At 63.0% G+C, this 26,266-nt stretch carries 28 protein-coding genes; 15 read left to right on the forward strand and 13 right to left on the reverse strand.

What is annotated here, in order from left to right; genetic code table 11:
* The first annotated feature begins 9 nt into the window (after positions 1-9).
* The 7 genes from NLM25_RS10090 (at position 10) to NLM25_RS10120 (ending at position 7,179) form a co-directional block, all read left to right on the forward strand.
* Entirely contained in the window at positions 10-486 is a 477-nt protein-coding gene (locus NLM25_RS10090; RefSeq protein WP_254116737.1) for a chemotaxis protein CheW, read from the forward strand.
* A 60-nt stretch (positions 487-546) separates the two neighbouring features.
* Entirely contained in the window at positions 547-2,349 is a 1,803-nt protein-coding gene (locus NLM25_RS10095) for a methyl-accepting chemotaxis protein (protein ID WP_254116738.1), read from the forward strand.
* A 141-nt stretch (positions 2,350-2,490) separates the two neighbouring features.
* Entirely contained in the window at positions 2,491-3,345 is an 855-nt protein-coding gene (locus tag NLM25_RS10100; protein ID WP_254136834.1) for a protein-glutamate O-methyltransferase CheR, read from the forward strand.
* A 16-nt stretch (positions 3,346-3,361) separates the two neighbouring features.
* Positions 3,362-4,453, forward strand: a complete 1,092-nt coding sequence (locus NLM25_RS10105; RefSeq protein ID WP_254116740.1) for a chemotaxis response regulator protein-glutamate methylesterase — start codon at positions 3,362-3,364, stop codon at positions 4,451-4,453.
* 5 nt (positions 4,454-4,458) lie between these two features.
* Positions 4,459-6,186, forward strand: a complete 1,728-nt coding sequence (locus NLM25_RS10110; RefSeq protein WP_254136835.1) for a chemotaxis protein — start codon at positions 4,459-4,461, stop codon at positions 6,184-6,186.
* Between the two features lie 149 nt (positions 6,187-6,335).
* Entirely contained in the window at positions 6,336-6,785 is a 450-nt protein-coding gene (locus NLM25_RS10115) for a hypothetical protein (RefSeq protein ID WP_254116742.1), read from the forward strand.
* Between the two features lie 109 nt (positions 6,786-6,894).
* Complete coding sequence (locus NLM25_RS10120; RefSeq protein WP_254136836.1) at positions 6,895-7,179, forward strand: hypothetical protein; 285 nt, start codon at positions 6,895-6,897, stop codon at positions 7,177-7,179.
* A gap of 29 nt (positions 7,180-7,208) precedes the next feature.
* Here NLM25_RS10120 and NLM25_RS10125 read toward each other — a convergent pair whose 3' ends face one another.
* The 5 genes from NLM25_RS10125 to NLM25_RS10145 all read right to left on the reverse strand — a co-directional run bounded on the left by NLM25_RS10125 (position 7,209) and on the right by NLM25_RS10145 (position 9,562).
* Entirely contained in the window at positions 7,209-7,574 is a 366-nt protein-coding gene (locus NLM25_RS10125; RefSeq protein ID WP_254136837.1) for a VanZ family protein, read from the reverse strand.
* 149 nt (positions 7,575-7,723) lie between these two features.
* Positions 7,724-7,888 carry a hypothetical protein gene (locus tag NLM25_RS10130; protein WP_254116745.1) on the reverse strand — a complete coding sequence of 55 codons (165 nt, stop codon included), beginning with the start codon at positions 7,886-7,888 and terminating at the stop codon, positions 7,724-7,726.
* A 186-nt stretch (positions 7,889-8,074) separates the two neighbouring features.
* On the reverse strand, positions 8,075-8,326 hold the full coding sequence (locus NLM25_RS10135) for a hypothetical protein (RefSeq protein ID WP_212487844.1): 252 nt from the start codon (positions 8,324-8,326) through the stop codon (positions 8,075-8,077).
* Between the two features lie 235 nt (positions 8,327-8,561).
* Positions 8,562-8,735 carry a hypothetical protein gene (locus tag NLM25_RS10140; protein WP_254116747.1) on the reverse strand — a complete coding sequence of 58 codons (174 nt, stop codon included), beginning with the start codon at positions 8,733-8,735 and terminating at the stop codon, positions 8,562-8,564.
* Between the two features lie 464 nt (positions 8,736-9,199).
* Positions 9,200-9,562, reverse strand: a complete 363-nt coding sequence (locus NLM25_RS10145) for a hypothetical protein (protein WP_254136838.1) — start codon at positions 9,560-9,562, stop codon at positions 9,200-9,202.
* Between the two features lie 75 nt (positions 9,563-9,637).
* Here NLM25_RS10145 and NLM25_RS10150 point away from each other — a divergent pair, with 75 nt between their 5' ends.
* The 3 genes from NLM25_RS10150 to NLM25_RS10160 all read left to right on the forward strand — a co-directional run bounded on the left by NLM25_RS10150 (position 9,638) and on the right by NLM25_RS10160 (position 11,007).
* Positions 9,638-9,844, forward strand: coding sequence for a hypothetical protein (locus tag NLM25_RS10150; protein ID WP_254116749.1), 207 nt, complete (start codon positions 9,638-9,640; stop codon positions 9,842-9,844).
* Between the two features lie 411 nt (positions 9,845-10,255).
* On the forward strand, positions 10,256-10,534 hold the full coding sequence (locus NLM25_RS10155; protein ID WP_254136839.1) for a hypothetical protein: 279 nt from the start codon (positions 10,256-10,258) through the stop codon (positions 10,532-10,534).
* A 50-nt stretch (positions 10,535-10,584) separates the two neighbouring features.
* Complete coding sequence (locus NLM25_RS10160) at positions 10,585-11,007, forward strand: hypothetical protein (RefSeq protein ID WP_254136840.1); 423 nt, start codon at positions 10,585-10,587, stop codon at positions 11,005-11,007.
* 28 nt (positions 11,008-11,035) lie between these two features.
* On the opposite strand, the gene NLM25_RS10165 is transcribed toward NLM25_RS10160, so the two are convergent.
* Positions 11,036-11,770: a metallophosphoesterase family protein gene (locus NLM25_RS10165; protein WP_254116752.1), complete on the reverse strand. Its 735-nt coding sequence runs from the start codon at positions 11,768-11,770 to the stop codon at positions 11,036-11,038.
* Between the two features lie 158 nt (positions 11,771-11,928).
* Entirely contained in the window at positions 11,929-12,207 is a 279-nt protein-coding gene (locus tag NLM25_RS10170) for a hypothetical protein (protein WP_254116753.1), read from the reverse strand.
* A 347-nt stretch (positions 12,208-12,554) separates the two neighbouring features.
* Here NLM25_RS10170 and NLM25_RS10175 point away from each other — a divergent pair, with 347 nt between their 5' ends.
* Positions 12,555-13,979, forward strand: coding sequence for an undecaprenyl-phosphate glucose phosphotransferase (locus tag NLM25_RS10175; protein ID WP_256565414.1), 1,425 nt, complete (start codon positions 12,555-12,557; stop codon positions 13,977-13,979).
* A gap of 84 nt (positions 13,980-14,063) precedes the next feature.
* On the opposite strand, the gene NLM25_RS10180 is transcribed toward NLM25_RS10175, so the two are convergent.
* From NLM25_RS10180 to NLM25_RS10205, 6 genes are all read right to left on the reverse strand, one after another.
* A complete protein-coding gene (locus tag NLM25_RS10180; RefSeq protein ID WP_254136841.1) occupies positions 14,064-14,852 on the reverse strand; it encodes a hypothetical protein in 789 nt (262 codons plus the stop codon).
* On the reverse strand, positions 14,836-17,046 hold the full coding sequence (locus tag NLM25_RS10185) for a GNVR domain-containing protein (protein ID WP_254136842.1): 2,211 nt from the start codon (positions 17,044-17,046) through the stop codon (positions 14,836-14,838). The genes NLM25_RS10180 and NLM25_RS10185 overlap by 17 nt, the downstream gene beginning before the upstream one ends.
* A gap of 18 nt (positions 17,047-17,064) precedes the next feature.
* Entirely contained in the window at positions 17,065-17,595 is a 531-nt protein-coding gene (locus NLM25_RS10190) for a hypothetical protein (protein WP_254116757.1), read from the reverse strand.
* Between the two features lie 368 nt (positions 17,596-17,963).
* Positions 17,964-18,605 carry a transglutaminase-like cysteine peptidase gene (locus NLM25_RS10195; protein WP_254136843.1) on the reverse strand — a complete coding sequence of 214 codons (642 nt, stop codon included), beginning with the start codon at positions 18,603-18,605 and terminating at the stop codon, positions 17,964-17,966.
* A 158-nt stretch (positions 18,606-18,763) separates the two neighbouring features.
* Positions 18,764-19,411, reverse strand: a complete 648-nt coding sequence (locus tag NLM25_RS10200; protein WP_254136844.1) for a hypothetical protein — start codon at positions 19,409-19,411, stop codon at positions 18,764-18,766.
* Positions 19,412-19,441: 30 nt separating this feature from the next.
* Entirely contained in the window at positions 19,442-20,821 is a 1,380-nt protein-coding gene (locus NLM25_RS10205; RefSeq protein WP_254136845.1) for an O-antigen ligase, read from the reverse strand.
* A gap of 268 nt (positions 20,822-21,089) precedes the next feature.
* Between NLM25_RS10205 and NLM25_RS10210 the strand changes: the two genes are divergently transcribed.
* From NLM25_RS10210 to NLM25_RS10225, 4 genes are all read left to right on the forward strand, one after another.
* A complete protein-coding gene (locus NLM25_RS10210; RefSeq protein WP_254136846.1) occupies positions 21,090-22,274 on the forward strand; it encodes an acyltransferase in 1,185 nt (394 codons plus the stop codon).
* Between the two features lie 4 nt (positions 22,275-22,278).
* The gene (locus NLM25_RS10215) at positions 22,279-23,631 is read left to right on the forward strand and encodes a hypothetical protein (protein WP_254136847.1); all 1,353 of its coding nucleotides are present in this window, start codon (positions 22,279-22,281) and stop codon (positions 23,629-23,631) included.
* 82 nt (positions 23,632-23,713) lie between these two features.
* Positions 23,714-24,760 (forward strand): acyltransferase, encoded by a 1,047-nt coding sequence (locus NLM25_RS10220; RefSeq protein WP_254136848.1) that lies wholly within the window; start codon positions 23,714-23,716, stop codon positions 24,758-24,760.
* 39 nt (positions 24,761-24,799) lie between these two features.
* Positions 24,800-26,254 (forward strand): lipopolysaccharide biosynthesis protein, encoded by a 1,455-nt coding sequence (locus tag NLM25_RS10225; RefSeq protein ID WP_254136849.1) that lies wholly within the window; start codon positions 24,800-24,802, stop codon positions 26,252-26,254.
* The last annotated feature ends 12 nt before the right edge of the window (positions 26,255-26,266 follow it).

The raw sequence follows: 26,266 nt of genomic DNA on the forward strand, positions 1-26,266 counted from the left end.
GACTGCATCATGGCCGCAACCTCGCAATATCTGACGCTCGGGCTCGCCGGCGAGACGTTCGGCATCAGCATCCGCAATGTCCGGGAAATTCTCGATATGCGGCCGATCTCACGGCTGCCACATGCGCCGAATTTCCTGCTCGGCATGATCGACGTGCGCGGGAGCGGCTATCCGATCGTCGACCTCCGCACCAAGCTCGGCCTGCCGACCGTGGAGGCGACTGAAGCGACCCGCATCATCATCCTCGACGTGCCGATGAAGGATCGCCTGGTCGGCGTCGGCTTCGTCGCCGATTGCGTGTTCGAGGTCACCGACATCGACGAGCAGGCGATCGAGCCCATCCCCGAAGTCGGCGGCAAATGGCAGTCCGACTATGCCGCCGGCATCGGCCGCAAGGGTGAGAAATTCGTCGTCATCTTCGATCTCGCCAAGCTGATGGCGAACGACGAGATCCCTGAAGGGCGCGATACGTCGCGCGCCGCCTGAGTTTGCAAGTGTGAAGCGTGATCGAGCGTAAGCACCCCAATTCGAACCAACGAGACTGACATGAGATTCACCGTCAAAGCCAAGCTTGCCAGCGCCTTCGGCGTCGTCATCCTGCTCTCCATGATCGCGGGCGCGGTCGGCTACATGAAGCTGGCGGACATGGTCGGCACCACCGAGCTTCTGGTCAGCCGTGCAGGCCGGATGGAAAAGGCCGCCGAGCTGAAGGAAGGCATCCTGTTCCTCGTGCGCGCCGAGAAGAACTCGATCCTCGCGGCGTCCGACGCAGAGCACGATCAGTTCCGGGCCGATCTCATCAAGAACCGCGACGCGGTCGCCAAGTCCAAGGACGAGATCTACGCGGCCGCCAGCGAAAGCGGCAAGAAGCTGATGGAGAGCTTCAACGTCGCGTTCGCCAAGCTGAACGCCTATCAAGACGAGACGGTCCAGCTTGCAAGGACCGACAAGCCGAAAGCGCTGGATCGTTCCATGCACGATGGCCGCAAGGTCGTCGCGGACGCGATCGAAGCGGCCGACGGCTACATCAAGAACGTCAAGAAGAACATGGCCGAACAGGCCGAACAGGCCAAGCAGGATGGCGCCCGCGCCGAACTGATACTGTTGAGCCTAGTCATCGCCTCCTTGCTGATCGCCGCGGTTGCCGCGACCTGGATCGCGCTGAACATCAGCCGCGCGCTGGCGCAGGCCGTGGGCCTTGCCGACGCGGTGGCGATCGGCGATCTCAGCCACAAGATCGAGTCGTCCAGCAACGACGAGATCGGCGATCTCATCAAGTCGCTGAACGCGATGACGGTGAATCTGAATGCGACTGCGGCGCTGGCCAACCAGATCGCCCAGGGCGATCTCACGGTCGAGGCCAAGCCGCTGTCGGACAAGGATACGCTCGGCCTCGCGCTCGAGCGCATGGTCGAAAAGCTTCGGCAGATCGTGTCGGAAGCCCTGACCGCGGCGCAGAACGTCTCCGCCGGCAGCCAGGAGCTGTCCGCCAGCGCCGAGCAGCTGTCGCAGGGCGCGACCGAGCAGGCTTCGTCCGCGGAAGAAGCGTCTTCTTCAATGGAGGAGATGGCCTCGAACGTGAAGCAGAACGCGGACAACGCCAACCAGACCGAGAAGATCGCCGCGCAGTCGGCCAAGGACGCCGAGGCCAGCGGCGCCGCTGTGGGGCGTGCCGTCAACGCGATGCAGACCATCGCCGAGAAGATCACGATCGTGCAGGAGATCGCGCGCCAGACCGACCTGCTCGCGCTCAACGCCGCGGTCGAGGCAGCGCGCGCCGGCGAGCACGGCAAGGGCTTTGCGGTGGTCGCGTCCGAGGTGCGCAAGCTCGCCGAGCGCAGCCAGGCGGCCGCCGCCGAGATCGGTACGCTCTCGGCCGAGACCGTCAAGGTGGCGCAGGAAGCCGGCTCCATGCTCTCCAAGCTGGTCCCCGATATCAAGAGGACGGCAGAGCTTGTCGAGGAGATCACCGCGGCCTGCCGCGAGCAGGACGTCGGCTCGGCTCAGATCAACCAGGCGATCCAGCAGCTCGACAAGGTCGGTCAGCAGAATGCCAGCGCCTCCGAGCAGGTGTCCTCGACGTCCGAGGAGCTTGCCTCGCAGGCCGAGCAGCTTCAGTCGACCATCGCCTATTTCCGCATCGAGCAGGGCCGCGCCCAGGCGGCTGCGCCGATCGACCGGGCGGTCAATCAGCTCCGTGCCAAGGCAGCGACCATGGCGGCCACCGAGCGTCCGGCCAAGAAGCCGCAGGCCAAGCCGGCTCGCGCCGTGAAGGTGGCCGGTGGCGGCGGCTTCGCCTTCGACATGAACGACGGCGAGGACGATCGGGACGCCGAGTTCCAGCGCTAGATCCGTTTACGGAATCGGCCCGCCTTCGCCGGTGGGCCGACCCCTCTTCAGTCACCAGCGTAAACGCGTAGGATTCGAGATGGCCCGTTCGGCCCGACATTCAGTGCAGGCGGCGGCCATCCCGGATGGGGGCAGCCCGCGATGATGCCTGCCCTGCAGGATACGGCCGTCCATCTGTCGGACCGCCACTTCCGGACCATCGCCGAACTGATCGAGGGCCAGGTCGGCATCAAGCTGCCGCAGGGCAAGCGGCTGATGCTGGAGGGGCGGCTGCACAAGCGCGTGCGCGCGCTGAACTTCTCCGACCTCAACGAATATGTCGACAACCTGTTCGATGCGGATCATTTCGACACCGAGCTGACCCACCTCATCGACGTGGTGACGACAAACAAGACCGACTTTTTCCGCGAGCCCCAGCACTTCACCTTCATGCGAGAGGTCGCAATCCCGTCCCTGCTCAAGTCGCACGGGCGCAGGAACGCGAACCTCAAGATCTGGAGCTCGGCGAGCTCCACCGGCATGGAAGCCTACACCACCGCCATGGTGCTGGATGACATGACGCGGAGCGGATCACGGTTTCAGTACCGCATCCTCGGGACTGACATTTCGACCGCGGTGCTGCGCCTCGCCAAGAGCGCGATCTACACCCGTGACGTGCTCGCACCGGTGCCGGAACCTTTCCTGAAACGATATTTTCTGACGTCGCGCGACAAGATGCGCGGCGAGGTGCGGGTGGTGCCGGAGTTGCGCCGCATGACGCATTTCATGCGGATGAACCTGATGGATTCATCCTATCCCGTCGATCGCGACGTCGACATCATCTTCTGCCGCAACGTCCTGATCTATTTCGAACGTGAGACGCAGCGCAAGGTGGTCGAGCATTTGTGCAACCATTTGCGGCCGGGCGGCTATCTGCTGGTCGGACATTCGGAATCGATGATTCACAGTGCAGTGCCGGGTTTGAAGCAAGTTCAGCCAACCATTTTCCAGGTCTAGCCGGAGCGCGACTAAAATGCCGAGGGAGAAAGTTCGCGTACTGATCGTGGACGATTCGGCGTCGGTTCGCCAAATCCTGCAAACGATCCTCAATGACGATCCCGACATCGAGGTGATGGGGACGGCCTCCGATCCGTTCGCAGCGGCGCGGCGTCTCCAGAACGAAATCCCGGATGTCATGATCCTCGACCTGGAAATGCCGCGGATGGACGGCATGACGTTCCTGCGCAAGATCATGGCGCAGCGTCCGATCCCGGTGATCATCTGCTCCTCGCTCACCGAAGAGGGTTCGAACGTGATGTTCGAGGCGTTCGAGGCGGGCGCGGTCGACATCGTGCCGAAGCCGAAGATCGACACGCGGCAGGCGCTGCTCGAATGCTCGACGCGGCTGCGCGAGGCCGTGAAATCGGCGGCGCGTGCGCGGGTGCGCCCGCGGGCGGAGCGCCGTACGATCGAGAGGAAGCTGACCGCCGACGCGATCATTCCGCCGCCGGTGCAGGGCAGGGTCCGGCCGACGACTGAACGCATCGTGTGCATCGGCGCATCGACCGGCGGGACCGAAGCGCTCAACGACGTCCTCGAGATGCTGCCGCCGCACTGTCCGCCCATCGTCATCGTCCAGCACATGCCGGCAGGGTTCACCGCGGCCTTCGCCAGGCGTCTCGACAGCATTTGCCAGATCAAGGTCAAGGAGGCGGAGGACGGCGAGCCGGTGCTGCCGGGCTGCGCCTATATCGCGCCGGGGGCCCGTCACATGTTGCTCCAGCGCATCGGCCTGCGCTACCAGATCGCGATCAAGGACGGGCCGCCGGTGTCGCGGCATCGCCCCTCGGTCGACGTGCTGTTTCGCTCGGCGGCCCAGCACGCGGGCGCCAACGCGCTCGGCGTGATCATGACGGGTATGGGTGACGACGGCGCGCGCGGGATGCTGGAGATGCGCAAGCTCGGCGCCTCGACACGCGCGCAGGACGAGGAGAGCTGCGTGGTGTTCGGCATGCCCAAGGAAGCCATCGCGCATGGCGGTGTCGAGAAGGTGGTCTCGCTGCATCATATCCCGCGCGAGATCATGCTCTGGTACCAGGCCGGACATGTGGCGGTGGCAGGTTGATTGCGATGTCCGCCATTCCGGCCAACACGCTCGCTGAGGCGACCGTCGCGATCGAGGATGTCTCGTCGCGGATCGAGGACGTCTTCGCGCGGGTCGGTCACGAGCTCGGTCGCGGCCACCTCATCTTCAAGGAGCTGAACCAGGGCCTCGCGACGCTCTCGGAGGAGCTCTCCGGCGCCGAGATCGAGGGTGCCGCCACCGCGTTGCAGGAGATCGCCGCGCGGCTCAGCGAGCTGGCGGAGGCGCTGCCGGCCGAGAGCGTCCTGCTTGCGACCATCGGCACGAGCACGGCGGAGGCGTCCTCGCTGCTCAAGCCGCTGTTCAAGCACATCCAGATGATCACCATCATCGCGCGCAGCGCGCGGATCGAGGCGGCTTCGCTGGATGGCGACCGCGAGGGCTTTCTCGCCTTCACGCAGGAGGCCTACGATCTCGGCAAGGCCGTGCAGCGTTCGATCGAGGGCTGTGCGCGGGACCAGCAGCGCCTGTCGGAAGCCGTTGCGATGGCGTCCGGCCGGCAGAGGGAGTTCGAGAGCCGTTATCGAAATCAACTGGTGTCGGAGAGCGCCGAGCTCGGTTCAGCCTATTCCGGATTGCGGGCCCAGCGCCGCGACAGCAGCCAGCTCGCCGACCTCGCGAGCATCAGCACCAGGAAGATCGCCGAGGCGGTCGGCGGAGCGATCATTTCCTTGCAGGCCGGCGACAGCGCGCGCCAGCGCCTCGAACATGTCTGTCACGGCCTCGGCCGTGCAGCGGAATCTGCGCCGAGCCTCGTTCCCGAAGCGGTTGCGAGCGACGACGGTGCACGTGCGATCTGCCAGTTGCAGGCGGCTCTGCTCAGGGACGCCCAGCGCGAATTCGGCGGCGACATCGGCCAGATCGTTCGCGCACTCACCGCCATCTTGCAGGATGCGGGCAATGTCGTCGGCCATGGCCGCACGCTGTTCGGCGGCGAGGAGGGCGGCTCATCTTCGTTCCTCGCGCGCATCAAGCAGGCGCTGGCACATGCATCGGCCCTGATTGCCACTTGCGAGAGCGCCGGCCGCTCGGTCGACGAGGCGCTCGCCATCGTCGAGGACACGCTGGCAAAGTTTCGCCAGGCGATCGCCGGGCTCGCCGAGGCGACCGTCGACATTACCCTGATCGGGATGAATGCGGGCCTCAAGGCCAGCCATCTCGGCAGCCGCGGCAGCGCTTTCGTCGTGATCGCGAACGAGCTCAAGGCGACCGCCGATCAGGTCTCGGCCGGCGCGGGGCGCTTGCGGCCTGTGCTCGACGGCATCGAGCGCTCGGCGAACGAGCTGAAGGAGCTCCGCGTGCAGGGCGATCCCACGCAGCTCGCCAAGTTCGAGCCGCAGATCCTCCAGGCACTGCGCGAGGTCGAGGCCGGCAACGAACGGCTCGGCAGGCTGATGGGCCGGCTCGTCGACGAGGGCGCGGAATTCGAAGGCCTGATGAATTCGGCGCAGGGTCTGATGAACTCGCTCGGCGAGAGCTCCGCAGCCTTGCCCGCGGTTGCCGCGCGCCTCGAAACCGCGAGCGCGGGCGCGCAGCGGCCACAGCCGGAGGCGCAGGATCAGGCGATGCTCGACGATCTCTTCGCGCGCTACACGATGGAGCGCGAGCGGGACGTTCACCGCGAATTCCTGCAAACGCTCGGCCTTGCGTCGATCGCCGCCACGCGGCGCGTCGAGGCGGTCGAGACCGCGGATGACGGCATAGAATTGTTTTGACGCTCGCCGCTGACGGCAGGGGTCGGCGGCAATTTGACGGATTGGATTTTCGGCGCATTAACCCTGCTCAAAGGGCCGGCCGTTCGGTCATTGTCGCGCCCCAGAGTTGGTCGCAAATACAGGTCAATTTTCACGTCGGGAAATTTCCCATGCTGAGAGACGGTAAATACGCTGCCTGGTTCAGGACCCCCCGTGGCCAGGGCACCGGGCTCGTGGATCTGGACCACGGCCGGATCTCGGGCCGCGACAGCTTCTTCACCTATGGCGGCTCCTATCGCGTCGATGAGCGGCACTTCTCGGCCGTCCTGACCGTGAACCGGCATGCCGACGGCCCGCCGAGCGTGTTCGGGCCGGACGAGGTCGAGGTCAATCTTGCGGGTGTGTGCAACGGCCTGGTGGCGACCTGCTCGGGAACGGCCAGAGAAGCGCCCGACGTCAAATTCGAGGCGACGCTGATCTACAGCCAGGAAGATGCACCGGCAGCTGACGCCAAATGCGCAGTCGTGAAGCTCAATGCCGACAAGCTGCCAAAGGGGCTCGACAGCCGTTCCAGGCCGCGCCACCCGTTCTCGCCCACCAAGACGCCGCCCGTGTCTTAGGTTTGCATTGACGCTGTTGTCGCGAAAACATGGTGGGACCGCACCACCGCAAGACTGCTTTTAGAGGTGAAATCTAGGTTGAGGCCCACAACAAAAGACGGACAGGGACATGCCTCAGATCTGGATGACATATGACGAACTCGCGACACTCAGCGGCTGTAGCGCCACCGAGGCAAGGATGCAGGCGATGCATCTGTCGCTCGATCGCCGCAAGAGCCGCGACGGGAATACCCGCGTCAAGCTGAACCTCGCCTTGATGGCACGGTTCTTCGAGACCATCCGCGAAGCCGAATTCGATCTCGACGACGCTATCACGGCGTTGCGCGATGCCCATCGCCAGATGTCCGGGGTCCTCTCGATCGATCAACCCGGCTTGCGGCGCGGAGTGGCGTAAGCTCGCCGTGCCGGCGGAAGGCCGCCGCCCTACGAGGGCGGCATCGGCAGAAAAGCCAGAATGGTTTGGGCCAGAAGGACGCCGACGGTGCCGCCGGCGGCCTTTTGCAGCACATCGATGAACCGTGGGTCACGATCCGGCGTCACCGCCTGCAAGACCTCGAGCCCGACTGCGACGGCTAGCACGAATGCGCAAGCCAGCTTGACTCGCCCCGGTAGCAGGAAGGACAGAAGGAAGCCCAACAGGCCGTATGCGCTGAAGCGCTCGATGACGACGACCCAGTAAGCCTCCGCGTGGCCCATGAGTGCCGGCCTGCCCGCGAGCTTGGCGAGCGTGGCATAGACGATGAGCGCGAGACAGATGACCGCGGCTGCAATGAGATGGTTGCGGCGCATGGCGCCAACATAACTGGTCGGCTAGCTGGCCGCTTCGAAAGCCGAGAACATCGTTAAAGTTCATGAACCTTCGAGGGCATGAACCGAGGTTCACGGGCAAACGGCAGGGCGCCGCTCTTGCGGCCCGTTCCGCCTAGACTCAGGCAACATCAAACGCGTCGTTGCTGCCGCGATTTCACGTAGACGGCGCTGAGTTGGCGAGGGCTGGCATCAATCTGCCAGCTCGCTGGTCCTGTCACCCACAATCTCGCGGCCACGAACAGGATGTTGATGGCGAACCACGTCGACATCACGATAAGGAAAGAGTTGGCCATGGCGGCTTCGCCTCCCGCATTCATTTCGGAAACAATGCGAAGCTCGGACGAGAGTTCCGCCTATGGATCGGCGGACGGCGGCAGGCTGTGCCCAAATTGTCGTCATCGACGAATCGAGCCAACCAGATCGTCAGGCACGATGCGACGTGCCTGACTGCATGACCAGCCGTTTGCAGGGACCGACGTTCAACGCCGGTTGTAGGACCAGCCCTTGTCGACATTGGTGGGGTAATGGGCCGCGAAGTACGGATTCTTGAGGCAGTTTCGCGCGGGGTCGTAGATCCAGTCGGCGCATTCCCGGAAGTTCAGGAAGCGGCAGTCGAAACCAAAAGCGCACCACGGCGCGCCGTTCGGAAATCCGAACCGTACGGGGACCTGCGCCGACGCCACTGAAGGCAGAGCCAGGAGCAAAGCTACGGCGAGCGCACGGGACAACATGATGTATTCCTCCAACAAACCATCGAACTGAGACCTAAGCCGGTCCGGCGACCGTTCTGCGCCGGAAAGGGGCGAGGTTCAATCCTCAATGTTGGATAGCCTAACATCCGGGCGCGGAGAGATCGAGAGCGCTGGAGGCGTTGGGGCCTGCGTCGATTGGAGACTGCGATCCATCGGTTGATGAGGGCAGACGCGCCCGTCCATGACCTGTCGCGCACGGCCGGCGCGACGGATACTAGCTCTTCTTGGAGCCCTTGGACTTCAGCGTCAGGCCGAGGCGCAAGGCCATACGCTTGACCGCATCGGGCGAGCGCCCGAGAAGTTTCGCTGCTTCTTCCAGCGAAGTCGAAGACTTGGCCAATTCCATCAGCCGGCGGTCTTCCTTGAACGACCAGGGCCTGCGCGCCATAACCGAAATCATCCTCTCGTCGACACAACGACAAAGCCGCCAAGCGGACCCACGTTCGCTCGACGGCTTTGCTTGGGTGGGGCCGGGCCTTGGGGAAGCCCGGTGAGAGGATGGATATGCGATCCCGCGCGCTTCGCAACAAACAACGCGGATTAAGCTAACTGCTCAACCTTACCGGGATGAAATCGGCGCGTAACGCTCCGTATTACCACGGAGTTTTCGTTGGTTGAGGCCGACACGCGTGCTCCGATCGCGGCGATCGAGGATGTTCTGCCACCACGTCCGGTGGCCGCAGAACCCGCTGACGGTCTTCGCCAGTCCGCTCGCGGGGCGCGCCGATGTGGCAGGTCTTGACGAGCTGGCCGTGCTCGACGACCCGCGTCAGCGTCTCCGCGTGATCCGCGACATCGAGCCGGTCGCGCACGTTGCGGCCGTCGGAAGTTCATTGGTCAATCCGCGAACGATCACGTGCGGAACGAGCGTCTCGGCGCCTGCATCGGGGTGGCCAGCGGGCAATCGGTCATCGGCTTGCCGAAGACAGGTAGAGTTGCTGCTTCAACACCACGCTGGTCGCCGGCGAGGTTGGAACCCGTTCGCCTGCCCCTTTGCATGAAGCCGGGCTGCCGGGCAGGGCGTGCCGCGCGCTCCATCTTCTCGTGGCCGACGATGCGCGATGCCGAAGGTATCGTTCCTGCGCCAACACCTGCGCGATCGGGAATCTGGGCGCGACGGCGCTGCAGCTTCGACGAATCAATTTGAGTTGAAGCACGGTGTGGATTGATCGCAACAGCCTGGAACGAAAATAGATTCAATCGCGACGGATGCATGCGATATCAATCTCGACGAGCAGCATTGCGCTTCTCTCGGGCAAGTCGTCACGAGATCGTCGAATTCGTTCGGCTATGGTCGCGCGCACGAACAAATCCAAATCAACAATCAACAAGAAGACCGAGATGCTTCAGAGAGCGCGAGCGGCACTTCCTCTCACCAAGCTCAGAGAGCGGGCATTCGAAGGCGCCTTTTTCAGCGTTGCGCTGATCGCGATGGCGGGCTGGGTGTATTTCATCACGCTGCTGCTGGTGCGATTGTTCCTCTGGTTCTTCAGTTGAAGCGAGCGTTCGACTGCTTGGCATGCGGTTGCTGCCCAAAAAATCTCCGGCATGACCTGAAAATCAGCGGCGCTCATCATGATCTCGACACAACTCGACGATGAGACTGTCGCATCATGAGACAAGACGCTCGCTAACTGGAGCGAATCCCGAATGATGCTGGTTGCGATCCTGGTTTCGCTCCTTGCCGGCTTTGGTGCAGGCTATGCAATACGCGCGCGGCGCTCTCGCGACCGCGCGGAACGTCATCCGTTCCACCGTCCCTACAGTCCGACCGCGTTCCGGCAGAATAATTCACTGGCGAGGGCGCGGCGTGCATTCTGATGATTTGCAACCTGGGTGTGGTCGTCGTTTCTCGGTTCGCATGATGGCGGAGGGAAGTGGATCATGACGGGATTTCGGGGAGACGGCATGACGGGCCCGACGAACAATGCGCCGCGGCGGTATTTCGTCGACAAGAGAGGCGACCGCGTCCTGATCGGTCTGACGCCGGAGGAGACGTTCGAGTTCGAGCGGCTCGACCGCGAGCAGGCGCCCGGCGAGGGACAGGTCGCGTCCAATGGCCGCAATGCGTGGCCTGACGCCGGCGAGCGGCGCCGGCTCGAGCTCTATGAGAAGCACGAGGGCGCCTGGAGGGACTGGATGGCGCAAAGTCGCACCGAGCGGCGCGAAGGATTCAGTCTTTCTTAACCATCCCGGGCCCATTTTCCGGTCTGGCGCCTCGAATCGGAAATGGACGCATGTTTCAGCTCTTCCTGCGGGCCCGCACTCATAATTTCCTGAAAGATCGCTTCGGGGGAGAACAGACGTTTCGCGCGCGCTCGCCCGAGCGTGACGCCGAGACCGATCGTACGCGCATCGAAGCCATCATGATCGCGATCGACGACGCCCTGCATGCGGCGGAGCGCGAGCAATCGGGTCTCAACCGCCGGGTGGAAGACGTGCTGGCGCGTGCGGCCGTGACGATCGGCAACGGCGACGACGAATATCTCGAGCGCGAGGCGCTCGACAATCACCACCAGGATCTGTTCGACAAGGAGATCCTGAATGGCCAGCGCCGGCTCAAGGAGCTCGGCGCCTCGATCGCCCATTTCAAGTTCCTGAAGGCCACGATGCTGAGCCGCTTCCCGGAGTATCGGGCTCCGGCAAGTCCCACCAACTAACGTCCGGCGCGCCGCGCGCGCGGGGCGCCTAGATCGCGAGCATGCTGTTGCCCTGAATGGACAGCAGCGTCAGGTTGCCGGTGGCATAGGCCCCGGTATCGATGTTGGCCCGATTCTCGAGCAGCTCGGCCTGCTTCACCGGCGTATGGCCGTGCACGACATATTTGCCGAAGCGCCGCTTGCTCTGGAGAAATTCATCCCTGATCCACAGCAGATCCTGCTCGCGCTGCTCGGAAAGCGGAATTCCCGGACGCACCCCCGCATGGACGAAGAAGAAGTCGCCGCATGTGAAGGTCGGCCGCAACTGGCGCATGAATGCAATGTGCTCCGGCGGCATCACGGAAGTGAGCTCGCGCACCAGATCGGGCAGCTCGTCCTTGCCAATGCCGGGCGCGGCCGACACGCCGTACGACATCAGGGTCTGGAGCCCGCCGAACTGAAACCATTCGGCGGCGCGGGAGGGATCTTCCAGCACCGAGGTGAAGTAGGCCTCGTGATTGCCCTTGAGGAAGACGGTGTTGCGGCGGCGGCTGCGCCTGATCAGGAGATCGAGGGTATGGCGCGAGTCCGGTCCGCGATCGATGTAGTCGCCGAGGAAGACCTCGATCGCGCGATATGGCCGGCTATTCGCCATGTCCGCATCGATCACGGCGAACATCTGCTCGAGCAGATGCGCGCAGCCGTGGATGTCGCTGATCGCATAGATGCGCACGCCGTTCGGTAGCTTCGGCCGGGGCGAATTGGGGAACGCGATCGTGGGCATGGGGTCCAACTCTTTCAGAGAGCTTCGCCCGAGATGTCAATATGCTATCGGCGAAATCCGTGTGCCCCAAGCAGCTTTTTTTGACCCCGCCGGCAAGCGAACGCGTGGCCGATCATTCGCCGGCGTTGCGAATCACCTGTCCCCAAGCTTGCGCGAGGCTAGCCGAAGCTGCGGCTGTCGAACGATGGCGCAGTCTTGCCACGGTAGGCCGCCGCTCGCGCGCGGACCAGAACCGCGCCGCAGAAATAGCCGAGCTGGAGCACCGACGCGAAGACGAGGATTGTCACAACCGTGTGAGCTGAATCATGTCCCTGCCAGGCGGAGCCCGCACCAAGGATCGTCGCACCGAGAACGATGGCGGGCGGCAGGATGAAGATTCGGAATCGGCCTCCCAGCAACGACCCGATCAACAGACTGAAAACGGCAACGGTACTCACGACACAACTCCCCGAATTGGTCACGAGTGTTAATGGCTGCGGCCTAATAACGGCTTAAGCGGCATGGTTGAACAGCCGTTCAAATACTCGCGACAATGCTGTGCGAATTTGACGCGATTTGTTGCGAAATGCGGCGCGATGCCCGCTTAATTGTCACGTGTGTGACAGTAGTTTGAGCATTCACATGCAGCGACGCTGCATTGCAGAAAAATCGATTTGATTTTTTCGGTGCACTGCCGCAATGTCGCTTTGTTTAGTTAAGATATACTTCGGCGCACATCGAAAATTTTCGATCGGTTTGCTCGCAATTCTGGTTGCGACTGGCGTGACGAGGCAGCGAGGTTCGGATGGCTGTAGCAACTTACGGTTCGGAAAACTATTATTCGGTTATATCGAACCGACGCGGAGCCCTCCAAAGACCCCTCCAAGTGGCTTTGATCGCCGGCGACTTCGTCGCCGTGCTGCTCAGCTATTTCGCGGCGAACGGTCTCTATCGCGTGCTCGTATCGGAGCAGGACTCATCCGTCGGAGCAGGTCTGGTCGTCGGCGCGGTGTTCGTGACGATCGCTTATTTCCAGGGCGTCTATGATCACCACCGCCTGCTGAACACGGTCTGGCAGCTGCGCAAGGCTTTGGCGGTCTGGTTGATCTCGCTGACCATTCTCGCCGTCGAGGCGTTCCTGCTCAAATCGTCCGCGGACATGTCGCGCGGAACCACGCTGCTGTTCGCCGCGACCGGCGGCGCTGCCTTGGGCGGTCTGCGCGTGTTGTGGCGCCTGGCGCTGACCTCGGGCTACGCCAAGGGCCGTCTGGTGGACCGCAAGGTCGTGCTGGTCAGCCTCAAGCCTCTCGATTTCACCTCGACCCGCTTCAAGGATCTGCGCAAGCACGGCTTCAATGTCGTGCGGCATTTCGTGCTCGATCCGTCCGAGGAGGGTGCGGGCTGGGATCGCGAGATTCGCGACATCACCCGTCAGGCGCGCACGGCGGATGTGGAAGAATATCTCCTGGTCATCGACTGGGACGAAATGCCGCTTCTCCAGAAGCTGAGCCAGCACCTGCGCGTTGTTCCCCAGCCGATCCGCCTCCTGCCGGATTTCCCGATCGCCGATCTGGTCTCGCGTCCGTTCCAGCCCGTCAGCGGCACGGTCGCGATCGAGATCCAGCGTGCGCCGCTCAGCGTGTTCGAGCAGGCGCAGAAGCGCTGCCTCGACATCGGCCTTGCCTCGTTCGCGCTGCTGTTGCTGGCGCCGCTGCTGATCACGGCTGCGATCATGATCAAGCTCGATTCCAAGGGCAAGGTGATCTTCAAGCAGTCGCGGCGCGGCTTCAACGGCAAGCAATTCGATATCTGGAAGTTCCGCTCCATGACGGTGGCGGAAAACGGTCATGTCGTCACGCAGGCGACGAAGAGCGACGCGCGCGTGACGCGTGTCGGCCGTGTGCTGCGGCGGACCAGCATCGACGAGCTGCCGCAGCTCTGGAACGTTCTGCGCGGCGAGATGTCGCTGGTCGGACCGCGCCCGCATGCGCTCGCGCACGACAATTACTACGACCAGATCATCAGCAATTACGTGTACCGGCATCACATGAAGCCGGGCCTGACCGGTTGGGCGCAGGTCAACGGTTTCCGCGGCGAGACGCCGACCATCGATCTGATGGAGAAGCGGGTCGAGTACGACGTCTGGTACGTCAGCAACTGGAGCATCTGGCTCGACATCAGGATCATCCTGAAGACCGCGCTGGCGCTGATCCATCAGGAAGCCTACTAGCGTCAAGCGCTGTCCTGGCCTGCAATCGCGACAATGAAGCCCGGCCGCCTCGTTTGGCGCGCCGGGCTTTTTCTTTCAGCGCGTTCAACCGTGCGGGCGATCCTCGAAGGGATAGCAGCGGTGGCGAAGCGGCAATCCCTTTTCCGTCACGAAATGCATCAGGAGCTCCCGGTCGATGTCCGGGGCATTGCATGTCCGGTCCAGAAGCCCGGGGCGGGCGCTCGCCGCGGCCGCCTGGTAGAGCGCGGCAGCGCTCGGGAACAGGCGCGCCTGGAAGATGTCGGCGAAGTCCTGGACGGCGTAATCCTTGAGCCCGGGCGAGGCCGCATTGAAGATGCGGAGCGCCAGAGGCGCGCGGATGAGCTGGAGCCAGGCTTCGTGCGGCGCGAAGCGATAGGACAGTTCGAGCAACTGCGCCGTTCGCGGCCCGAAGCCGGCCTGGCGAATCTCGGCCCAGTAGCTGCCGAACCAGCCCAGTCCTTCGGTCGGTGCACAGGCGAGCAGAGTGCGGCTCGTGGACGCGACGGCGGCCGCGTCGAGGTCGGTCTGCTTAAGGTCGCCTGAGCGCGTCGATTCGTCCGCGATCGCGAGCTGGAGCAGCAGGATCTCGCGCAGCGTCTTGGCGCTGCATAACCGGCGGGCGGACGGCAGATTCTCCGCCACGATCCATCTCAGGCGGTCGAGCTCGTAGCGCTCGCCGCGCGCGACGCGGCCGGCAATCTGCGGAACAGCGGGATTGGTGACGTCAGGAGCAACGGATGCGATCCAGAGCAGCGTGACCGCAGCGAGAGCGACGGTCGAGCCGCGCAGAACCCAGCGAAACGCGGATCCCGCCGGCTGGGCCGGCGGCTCGCCGCTAGGCTCCCTCGACATAATAGCTGTTGTAGTGCGAACCCTTGTACGCCTCGATCCGCTTGAGCATTTTCGGATTGGCGCGGTTGAGCACGGCACCCAGGAGCTTCTTCTGAATGCCTTCCGAGCTCGCCATCGATTCCTGGAGCGCGTTGCGGGTCGTGCGGCCCCACTCGATGACGTAGACCATCGCATCGACGAGGTGGCTGACGGCCTTGGCGTCGGACACCGGCATCACCGGCGCCAGATCGATGATGATGTATTCATACTCCTCGCGCACGACCGCGAGCAGGTCGGCCATCGACTTGGATGCGATCACGTCTGCCGAGTTCACCATGCGCGAGGCGACGACGGAGGGCAGGAAGTCGAGCCCGCTCTCCTTGCTGCGCTGGATGTGGTAGCCGAACGAGCGCGGATCCTTGAGGGCTTCGACGAGGCCGCTCTTGGAATGGGGTGCCAGCGCCCGCGTCAGCGAGCGGGTGTGGAGGTCGCCGTCGATCAGCAGCGTGCGGTGTCCGGTCAACGCGGTGAGATGACCGAAATTGGCCGCGACCGTGGTTTTTCCCTCCTTCGGGAGAGACGACAGAATGCCGATCACCTTGACCTCGCGCGAGAGCCGCGCGACGTCGATTGAGACCTTGATGTTGCGCAGCGTTTCGGCAAATCGCGAGAACGGGTGCTCGACGACATAGCTGGAAACGTTGGCGTCCGGACCGTCCGCGGAGGTCCTGGACGGGCGGATATCGGGCAGGACGCCGAGGCATTTCACGCCGAGCTGATCCTCGACATCGCTCGGCGAGCGCAGCACGTCGCTGAGCAGCTCTCTCGCGAAAGCGGCACCGAAGCCGAAGCACAGACCGCCGAACAGGCCGCCCATCAGCGCCAGCAGGGTCTTGGGCGAGCTCTTCTTGTCCGGCTTGACCGCCGTGCTGATGATGCGCGCTTCGCTGATCGGGAAGCTTTGGTTCTGCGTCGCGTTCTGGAGCTTCTCGAGGAAGTTGTTGTAGAGGTTGCGATAGGTGTCCGCCGCGCTTTCGAGGTCGCGCAGCTTGACCTGGGCCTGGCTGGTGCTGCCGGCCTGCGACACGAGGTTCTTGAGGTTTTCGTCCAGCGACGTCTCGCGGCTCTTGGCGATCTCGTATTCGCTGCGATAGGCGTCCGCGATACGGCGCACTTCGTCAGCGATCGCCTTGCGCAGCTCTTCCATGCGGTTGGCGAGGTTGATGGCCGCCTGGTGGGTCTTGCCGTAGCGGCTCGACCAATCGGCATACTGAGCCGCGAGGTCGAGATACTGGGCGCGCAGGCGCGTGATCACGGTGTTGTTGAGGGCGTCCGTCACCGTCGGCTGGACGAGGTCCTTGTCGAGCAGCGCCTCGATCCGGTCGAGGCGCGCCTTGGCCTCGGCGGTGGCGGCGCGCGCGGTGACGAGCTGCGAGTTGGCGTCCGCGAGCTGCTGCTCGCTCATCAAGCCGCGGCTGGTGCCGACGATGTTGTTCTCGGCCTTGAAGGTCTGCACGGCGCGGTCGCTCGCCGTCGCCTGCTCGCGCAGCTCGGCGCTGCGCTGCTGGAGCCACTCGCCGGCGCGCTTGGTCGACTGATACTTCGCCTCCAGGGCACCCACGATGTAGGCGTCCGCGATTGCGTTCGCGATCTTTGCCGCCTTGTTCGGATCGATCGAGCGGTAGTTCAGGGAGAGGACATAGGTCGTGAGCACGCGCTCGACCTTGAGATTCTTCTGCAGCAGCTCGACCGCGCCACGCTCGACCCGCTCCTTGCTGGGAGGGCCGTCCGATCCGAACAGCGACATGACCTTGCCGATGATGAGCGGAAGCAATCCCGGCTCGGAGCCGTTGAATTCCGCGTCTTCGGTCAGCTTCAGGCGGCGGACGATCGACAGGATCAGGTCGTCAGACTGGAGAATCTCGACCTGGCTGTCGACGAAGCCCGGGTCGATCAGCGCGTTGGCGGTTCCGCTGTCCTTATCCAGCACCTGGGTTTGTCGCGTGTCCATCAGGATGCGCGCATTCGCGGTGTACATCGGCGTTGCGCTGATCAGGTAGACGAGAACGAGTGCGAGCGTACCGGCCACGATGGCGACGATCAGCGGCCACTGGCGACGCACGATGTCCAGAGCGCGTTCGGCGCTGAGCGTCGTGCCACCGACCTCGATGGCATACTTCGGGCGTTGCGGAAACTGATCTCGTGGCTGAAACATTTCTGGGAATCTTGATTGTCACTCGGGAAGGGGGACGGGTTTGAACGGATCGGCGACGTCGGTCTTCCATTCGCCCGACATCAGGCCGGCGCTCGAGCTCGGACCTGCCGGCAGGTTGGTGGCTGTGGGTGGAGCGGGGCTCCCCGGAGCCGGCGCCATCGCCGCGTCCTGATCCGCGTAATATCCCTTGAGCACCGCGCCGTCGTGCAGCTTGTTGACGAATTCGCTGATCCTGCGTGCGACGTCGGGTTTTGTGGATACGCAACGGTCTTCGGCACGATGAAGCCCGATGCCGATTGCGATGCGATCGGCCTGGCTCGCTTCACGCAGCATGTCGCGCACCGAATCAAGTGCCGCGATATCGGTCACCAGCACGCCGGTCAGCCGGCCCGTAAGCTTGTCTCTGTCGTTCTTCGACAGCCGAAGAATGACCGACGGGTCCGAGATGAAGGCGCTGACTGCGCCGGGAGGTGCGCGCTCGGCGCGGTCGACGCATTGGGCCCGCGCCGGCGTCGCAAGTGTTGCAGACAGCGCAGCGACGACGACCATGACGATCCGTGAGGCCCGGAGAGGACCACGCAACAAGCTATCGAGTTTGAGGAGGATCGCGCTCATATCTCGTTGCGAATTATTGATGCTGTATGGGATTGGGCCGTAGGTCTTTGATGGCCCAAAACTATGTCAAATTCTTGTGCGGCGCAAAATATAAACCAACGCGGACCAAATTGCCATCCTCGCTGGATCTTCAACATGAACGACGCTTGTGCTGCGATCAGGCGCAGATTCTGCGAATGATCGCTCACGTCTTGATGCGTCAAGCTTGATTCTTAGGCAGATGACCATGCAATGACAAAGGCGCGAGGGGGCTCCTCGCGCCTTCAACCTGCGATTGGCGTGTTCGCGAAACTTCGCGCGATCTATTCGATGGTTCGCAGCATCGCAAGACGCGTGGCGCGCAGCCGCTCGCCATGGTCGCCGACCGCGACCCAGAAGCGCGGGTTGCCGCCGGACTGCATCGAGATCCACTCGTACTCCGCAGCGTTCCACGGGCGTACCGAGGCAGAAAGATTGTCCAGAACGAAATCGCCGTCGGCAAGACGCGCGACCAGCACGAGATGGCCCTGGCCGCCATTGGTCAGCACGACCGCAAGCCGCAGTGCTGATTTGGGCCAACCCATCTCGATCAGCTGATGACGCTTGGTGACCGCGTAGTCGTTGCAATCGCCGGCGGACGGCGAAACGGTCCAGCGCGCGACCATCGGATTGGTCGATTTCTGCATTGGCGTGATCGACGCGTTGACCGCACTGTTGACCTCGCGCAGCATGCTCATCGCCCGGTCGCCCGAGGGCAGTGTCCGGTCGGCGGCGTCTACCGCGCATTCGGCGTCATTGTTTATGCAGAACTTGACGAATTGCAGCGGCGCGAGCGCGTTGTCGTACTCGCGGATGAACGCACTCTTCGCCTGGTTGAGCGAGCCGTCGTTCAGAATCTCGGCCTTGGCGGCGGTGCCGGTCGACGCGATCCCGATCGCGACCAGCGATTTGATAATCCAGCTCATGACATCCCCGTCTGGCGTTTTCTTTTGACGCTACGGGTATCTCACAAACGATTTGAGCTTTGGTTCCGCCGAAATTTACAATTGTAGCGAAATCGGCCGGTCGCGAGACCGGCCGAGGGAGGTTGGTTAATTCGCTGCCAACGCAGCGGTTCCGGCCATTAACGCGACGGGCTTACGGACGTCAGAACCGCGGTGGATGTCGCCGCAAACAGCGTCTGTGACGCCGCGCCGGGGCCGCTCTGGTTCACGGCCGTGGGTTCGGTCGAGCTTGCCCCACCACCGCGTGCCTCTGCGGCGGTCGAGCCCGGTCCGCCGCCGGCCGTGGTCTCGCCGGTCGGGTCGGCACCGTTCGTCGCTTCGGTCGGGATATCGCCGGTGATGCTGGTGAACGATTGGATCAGGTCGGGATTCTCCGTCTTGAGAACCGCCTCCTGAATCAGTTGGGCAACGCCGGGCTGCGACAGGACACAGACCGAGGCGGCGGTGCCGAGGCCGGCGCCGATGGCGCGGCTTTGATCGGCGCTGCTGGCCTTCGCCAATGAGGCAATGCCCTCGACGGTCTCGGGACGCGCGGTCAAGAGGTCGCGGACAGCTGAGGCGAGGCCGCCTTGTCCGTCCTTGAACTGATCGAGCAGTCCGCTCGGATTGGCCAGAAAGTCGGTGGCGCGCTCGGCTGAAACAGCGCCGGTGTTGTTGGCAACGCAGCTCGAGCTCACGCCCGTTGCGCCGAATGCTGCCGGCATTCCGGCAAAAAACGCCAGCGCTCCGACGATCACCGTGAAGCGCCTACCAGAATTCCAATTCATCACCCTGCCCATATTCCAATAATTATAATTTTAGTTTAACTCGACTTGCACAGATTTGCCACGCTCTTTTCGCATCTGTGACGGTAGCGATTGCGCGAGGCCGCATCCGACGACAGCTGCGAAAAACACGCCGTAACCCGGTATTTGTAGCGAGAAATCGATGCAGCTATGTGCAACCCCCAAGACAGCGACGCTCGCGCCGATGACGGGTATGTAGCGATCGCGCTTTCGGCGCAAGCTTCCGGTAAACAAATGGTAAAAGTACCAGAGGCAGGCCAGCGCGATGATTGCGAAGGCGGGAATGCCCAATTCGACGGCAATTTCCAGGGGCGTGCTGTGAGCGCGGTCCCAGATGCCGAGACTGCCGAGCGATGCGGGTCTGTTGGCGGGAAAAACAGCTTCGAAATTGCCCAGCCCGACGCCGAGCAGCCCATGGTCTGCGATGATCTCCAGTGAGGCCTGGTAGGCCGTCAGCCTCTGAGGGTCGATCAGCCCATGTTCGACGATTCGGTCCGCCACGATGCCGCCTACGAGCTGCAGGAGCACGAGTCCTGCTGCCGCCGACCCGCCGAGGACCAGCCACTTCCGCGATCTGCCGAGCTCCAGCGGCATGAGATAAAGGATGATGGCCAGCACGAACGCGCCGACTGACAACAGAAGGCCCGCCCGCGATCCGGTCATGGCAAGCGCGATCGTGCAGATCGCAAATCCCGCACCAAGTGCCACCGGCGCGGACAGGATCTGATCCAGCCGCGATCGCCAACCCGGTTGCTCCGCCGGCCCGCCTTCCTGGCGGTGCATCGTGCGCAGAAGCGGCACCAGAAACAGCAGGGCACAGGTGCCGAAGAACGTCGCCGCCGTATTTCGATTGACGAACGTTCCCGTGACAAAGCCCAGATACGCTTCTTTCTGCCTGAACAGGATCATGTCCGGTGCGATCAACTCCGCCAGGATTCCGTAGAGCGCGTACAGACAGCCCGCCCATGCCAGTATGCGTAGCAGCGAGCGCGCAGCGCTCGCCTCGCTTGCAAGGATCACGGCGCGCGTGAAGGCGAGTGAGAGCAGCAGGACTGATCCGAACGCGAGCCAAGGCCCGCGCGCCGTCACGGAGAGGCGCTCAGGCAATGCAACACCGAAAAATTGCCGCGGCAGTTCCCAGACGGCTGCGGATTGCGCAGCAGGGCTGCTCCACATTTGCAACGCGACCATGACGCCCACGGTTGCGATCGCCACTGCCAATGGAATGAGCAACATGGCGTTGCGACGGCTCACGGCGGATAGATCGGCGGTGAGCAAGCTGCAAACGAGCAGAAAATTCCAGAAACAAATCCACGCGAGGTCGAGGGATCCGAGTGGAAGTGGCGCCAGCACGAACACGGCTGCAGCGAAAAATCGCGATATCGCGCCCAAAGGCCCCTCTGTCGTTCAGCTCAGCGGCGATGGAGCTATCAGAACTTCGCGCGAGATCAAGTTAATGCGCATCCGGTCACGATTTCAGCACGATCGGCGCGTTTACCTCCGCCTCGATTCACGAGCCGGACGTCGAGCGACGATGAGCGCTAAGCATGTCGGTAAATCTCGGTTCAACTTGACGGTTAACGGTTGAACCGCAGGTCGAAGGAAGGCATTATGCTGCGACGCAGCATTTCGTTCTCGCTCATTGTCAGGTGCTCTGCCCGTGCCGGTTCATAAGCCAAAAGCGCACTACGTGCCGCTCGACAGCGTTCGAGGTCTCGCGGCGCTGTGCGTGGTCGTTCACCATTTTGTCGGCTCGGAGACGCTCAAGACGATCCTGCCGAACAGGGCGTGGATCGACGTCGCGTTCTTCCACAATTCGTGGCTCTGCGTCGATCTGTTCTTCGTGCTCAGCGGCATCGTCATCTCGATGAGCTACATGAAGTCGGACTTCGGCGCGTTCGACTTCCGTGACTTCGTCGCGCGACGCATTGCGCGAATCTATCCGCTCCACCTGGCGACGTTGCTCGCCTTTCTGTCGTTCCGGTTGATGAAGCTCGGCTTGGTGGCGGTCGGTATCCTGCATTTCGCGCCGCCCGAAATGCCGGTCAACAACTATGTCTCCTTCATCGTGAACCTGCTGCTGCTTCAGGCGTCCGGCATCATCAACTATCTGAGCTGGAACGGGCCGAGCTGGAGCATCAGCGCGGAGTTCTACACCTACCTCGTGTTTGCGGCCGTGATGCTCGCGGCGCAGGCCGCGAGGAACGTCCGGATGGTCTACGCCCTCTCGATATTGCTGGTCGTCGGCAGCCTCGGCATCATCCTGTTCGTGCTCGGCATGGAAACTCTCGACTTTCATTACCAGTTCGGCATCGTTCGCTGCATCCTCAGCTTCTTTCTCGGTGTGCTGACGGTTCGCGCCGTGGCGATGGTGCGGCCGGGCGTCAGTCCCATGCTTCAGTCGGCCGTGCAGATCGGCGCGGCGGTGACGGCGATCGTGATCATCTCGGTGGTCGCATGGCTGCCCGCCATCAGCTTCATCGCGCCGGTGGTGTTTGCGATCCTGCTCGGCTCGCTGATGCTGTTTCCCAACCGCCCCTTGCCCGAGCTGCTGACGGCGAAGCCGCTGGTGTGGCTCGGCAAGCGCTCCTATTCGATCTACATGGTCCACGCGCTGGTGCTCGTCCTGCTCGAATATTTCGCGCGCGGCGTTGGAGCGGCCCGCTTCCAGTCGCTGGATGGTCTGCTGCCTGGCCTGCCTGCCTCGGTGCTCCTCGTCGGTTTCGTCGGTGCCGTGCTCGCGCTTTCGAGCCTGACCTACGCCACCATCGAAATGCCGGGATCGCGGCTGGTTCTCGGGCTGCTCAGGCCCCGTCCAGCCAAGTCGCTCGCTGCGGCCGAGTGAATTGATGGCCGGCTATTCATCATCTCCCGCGCTTGCCGCTCCGGGCTTCCGCTTTGCGGAGCCGCCCATTGACGACGGCGCGCAGGCGAGCGGTTTGACCTTCAATCTCGAGGCAATCGCCCTGTGTCTCTACTTTTATAGAGACGCACTGGCCGGCGCATTGCGCTACTACCTGTCGGTCGCCAAAATCGACGCCATCTGGTTCCTGCCCGACATCTTCGCGATGGTGTGCATCCTCGCGTTCATTCAGCGCTACATCCTGGTGGGAAAGAGCCTGGTCGCGATCCTGACGCTGTTCTACATGGCGTTTGCGCTTTATCTCGGATACGTCTTCCTCGGCTACTTCACCGGCATGATGTCGTCCTTCAAGATGATTGCGCCGGTATTCGTGGGGTTCTGCTTCTGCGGCCGCAATTTCGGCGAGTACCGGCGACTGCTGGCCTGGATCCATCCGCTCTTCTACCTGACGATCTTCGGGATTTTCCTGTCTTGGCGCGTCCAGCTGCCGTGGGTCGGCTTCGCCTACGAGACGTTCGGAGCGACACGGCAGGCAAGCCGGCTCTGGTGGGCAGCGTCGGAAACGCGGCTGGCTGGCCTTGCGGCCGACAGCACGATGGCCGCTTTCTTCGTCTTCATCACCTTCGTGTTGACGTCAGCGCGCCGCAGCCTGCTGTGGTGCCTGTTCTGGGCGCCGATCGGACTCTACGCCATCAAGCTGACGACCAGCAAAACCTCGCTCGGCGTGATGGTGATCTACGTCGTGTGTCTCGTCATCATCCGGATCCTGCCCGAGCGTGAGAAGTTTCCCATGCTCCGGCGCATGTCGCTGGCATCGTTTCTGTCGATCCTGGTCCCGTTCCTTCTCATCGCTCTATTCGCGGGGAACGGGCTGACCAGCATTTCGAAAGGCCTCTTCAGCCTCCAGGATCGCGTCAACAACAGCTGGCAATTGCCGTTCGTGTACATGAGCGACCTGATGCCCGTCGGGTTCGTCTTCGGCTGCGGGCTCGGTTGCTTCAACTATCCGCAGTTGCTGTTCTCGAACAAGCTGAGCTACTACGTGCCGGTCGATAATTTCTATCTCGGCACCTATCTCATGTTCGGGCCGATCTTCCTGGTGTTCGTGGTGCTTTCGATCGTCGCGATCGCCAGGTCCAGGGACATCTACAAGCTCTCGGCGGCCTTCGCGATGAATCTCTTCACCATCACCGTGCTTGCCTATGGTCCTGCGAGCGGCCTGATCATGCTCGCCGTGGCCTTCAGCGATGTCTTCGGCGGATCGAAGCGCGAGGAAGCTCCGGCAGACGTGGCCCCGCTTGCGCCTGACGTCAACGATCTGGTCTCGCGGCCAGCGTGAAACCGATGTCACCCCGCACGGCGTTTTTCGGCGTATCGGCCTTGCCCGGCGTCGACCTTGGATGGCGAACGGAGAACAGGCCGTGAGCGATGACAACAAGGGCTTCCTGCCGGCTATCCAGGGACTGCGCGGCGTTGCGGCGCTGACCGTTCTGATCGTGCACCTTCAGGACATGCCGCTTCTGGCGGGCTTCCTGCCGCCGATCTGGTCGTGGCTCGAGGCGACGATCAACATGGGCGGGCATGGGGTCGAGCTCTTCTTCATGATCAGCGGCTTCCTGATCCCGGCGAGCCTCGTGCGCCACCGCAGCGTCGGAAAATTCTTCCTCGACCGCTGCCTGCGCATCCTGCCGGTGTTCGTGATCCTGCATGTGATCCTGTTCACGATCGGGCCGCTGGTCGGCTACAAGTTCTTCAAGGGGATCGACCTGGCGACGTATCTCAAGCTGTTCTTCGTCAATCTGGCGTTCCTGCCGGATGCGCTGGGATTGCCGATCGGCCAGCAGAACGCCTGGACGCTCAGTTATGAATGGGCGTTCTACATCCTGTTCGCGCTTGCCTTCGTCGCGGCGGCGCGGAACTGGGTGCTGGCTGCACCGTTTGTCGCGCTCGCTGCCGCGGGCATCATCTATCGGCCGATCGCCGCGTTCTTTCTGGTCGGATTGCTGTTCAGCTTCGTCGATCTGCGGATCCGCGTTGCCGGTTGGCCCGGTGTGCTGGTCGGTATCCTCTGCGGCGCCGCGATGTACGTGTCGATCGAATATCTGCATCCCCTGGTGGGGCTCATTCCGGGCACGCTGCTGTTTGGAATGGTCCTTGCTCCGGATTCCGGGCTGGCTGCCGCCTTGAGCGCGAGGCCTTTGCAATTTCTCGGAAAGATCAGCTATAGCCTCTATCTGGTCCATCCCTTCGCGCTGTTCCCGTTGCAGATCATCGGGGCGAAGCTCGCCGCGCACGGCGTGAACCTCTGGCTTCTCTGGGCGGGGTTTGCGGGCCTTGGTTTAATCGTGGCCCTGATTGCCTGCACGGTGAGTTACGAGCTGATCGAGGTGAGACTGCGCCGTCTGCTCGATCCGGCGCTACGGGGCCTGTTGTTCGGAGTGCGTCGTGAAGCGCGTTATGTCGCCTGAGCGCACCCCCCTCGCAATCGATCACGCACGGGTGACGTCATGATCATCAAGAATCTGCTTTCGATGTCGAGCGTGAACGTCGTGAAGTCGGCCGTTCAGTTCCTCATCACGCTGCTGATCACCTATTTCGTGACGCCCACGGAATTCGGGCTCGTGGCGTTTTCGCTGCCGTTCATCGCCTTCATCTCCATGCTGACCGATCTCGGGTTGTCGAGCGCGATGATCCAGCGGACGTCGCTGACGAAGCAGGAGGCCGGTGCGGCGACGACGCTGATGGTCGCGATCGGGATCGGCTGTGCCCTGGTGCTGGCGGCGCTATCGAAGCCGCTGGGAGCCGCCGTCAACATGCCGGGACTGCCGTCGGTGCTCGCGGCGCTCTCCGGCTCGGTCGTCCTGTCCATTTCCGCGATGGGACCGCGCGCGGTTCTGGAACGTTCCCTGCAATATCAGACCATCGCCCTGATCGAAGCTGGCGCGGCATTGGTTTCCGCGACGGTGGGCGTGGTCGGCGCCCTGCTGGGATGGGGGATCTGGGCGCTGATCGCCTACTATGTCCTGATGCAGGCGGTGCGCGCGGTCGCGTTCTATGTGAACACCAGGCGCCACATTCATTTGTGCTTCAAATGGCGCGGCGTCGCCCAGATGCTGTCGTTCGGCGGCTGGGTGCTGGCTTCGAACGTCCTCAACTTCACTGCGAGAAACGTCGGCAACCTCATGATCGGCGCCAAGCTGGGCGCGGCGGCCGTCGGCCTGTTTGGTCTCGCATTTCAGTTCATGACGCTCCCGCTGATGATCCTGTCGTGGCCGGGCGGGGGTGTCCTCATGGCGACCCTGAGCCGGATGAACGGCGACAGTGAACGGGAGCGGCGCAAGGCCGCGATCTGCGCGGTCCTCGGCATGACGGCCATGATCACGTTCCCGGCGATGATCTATCTGACCTTCGGGCTGAAATATCCCGTCGCGACGTTCCTCTCGCCGCACTGGCAGGAGGTTCTGCCGCTGATTGCCATCCTTGCGCCTGCCGGCGCGGCCCAGTCGATTGCGGCCTATGCCGGACCGATCCTGCTGGCCCACGACAAGGCCCGGCTGCAGTTCTGGGTCAGCACCGCCAACAGCGCCAGCATGATCCTTGCATTTGTCGTGGCGTTGCCGCTCGGGCTCACCGCCGTGGCCGTGGTGTATCTGATCGTATCGATCCTGGTTTGCGCTCTCATGCTGATGATCGGGGCCCGCAACTGCGCGGTCTCCTACGCCTCGTTGTTCGGCGCGCTGATGCCGGCCACGGTCGCCACCTCGCTCGGCGCCTTGTGCGCGCTCGTCGCGACCAGGGGCGACGTCGCAAGCCTGTCACATTGGCTGATCGCGACGGCCGTCTATGCGCTGATCGTGCTTGGCAGCTACGTGGTATTCAGGCGCCGGATCTGGACCAGCGTGCAGTCGTTGCTTGGCGGCTCGGCTTCGCCGATTCAGGCTAATCTTCCCTCGGCAAGCTAATAGAGATTGGTA

It is taken from the genome of Bradyrhizobium sp. CCGB01 (assembly GCF_024199795.1).
In the GTDB taxonomy this organism is placed as follows: domain Bacteria; phylum Pseudomonadota; class Alphaproteobacteria; order Rhizobiales; family Xanthobacteraceae; genus Bradyrhizobium.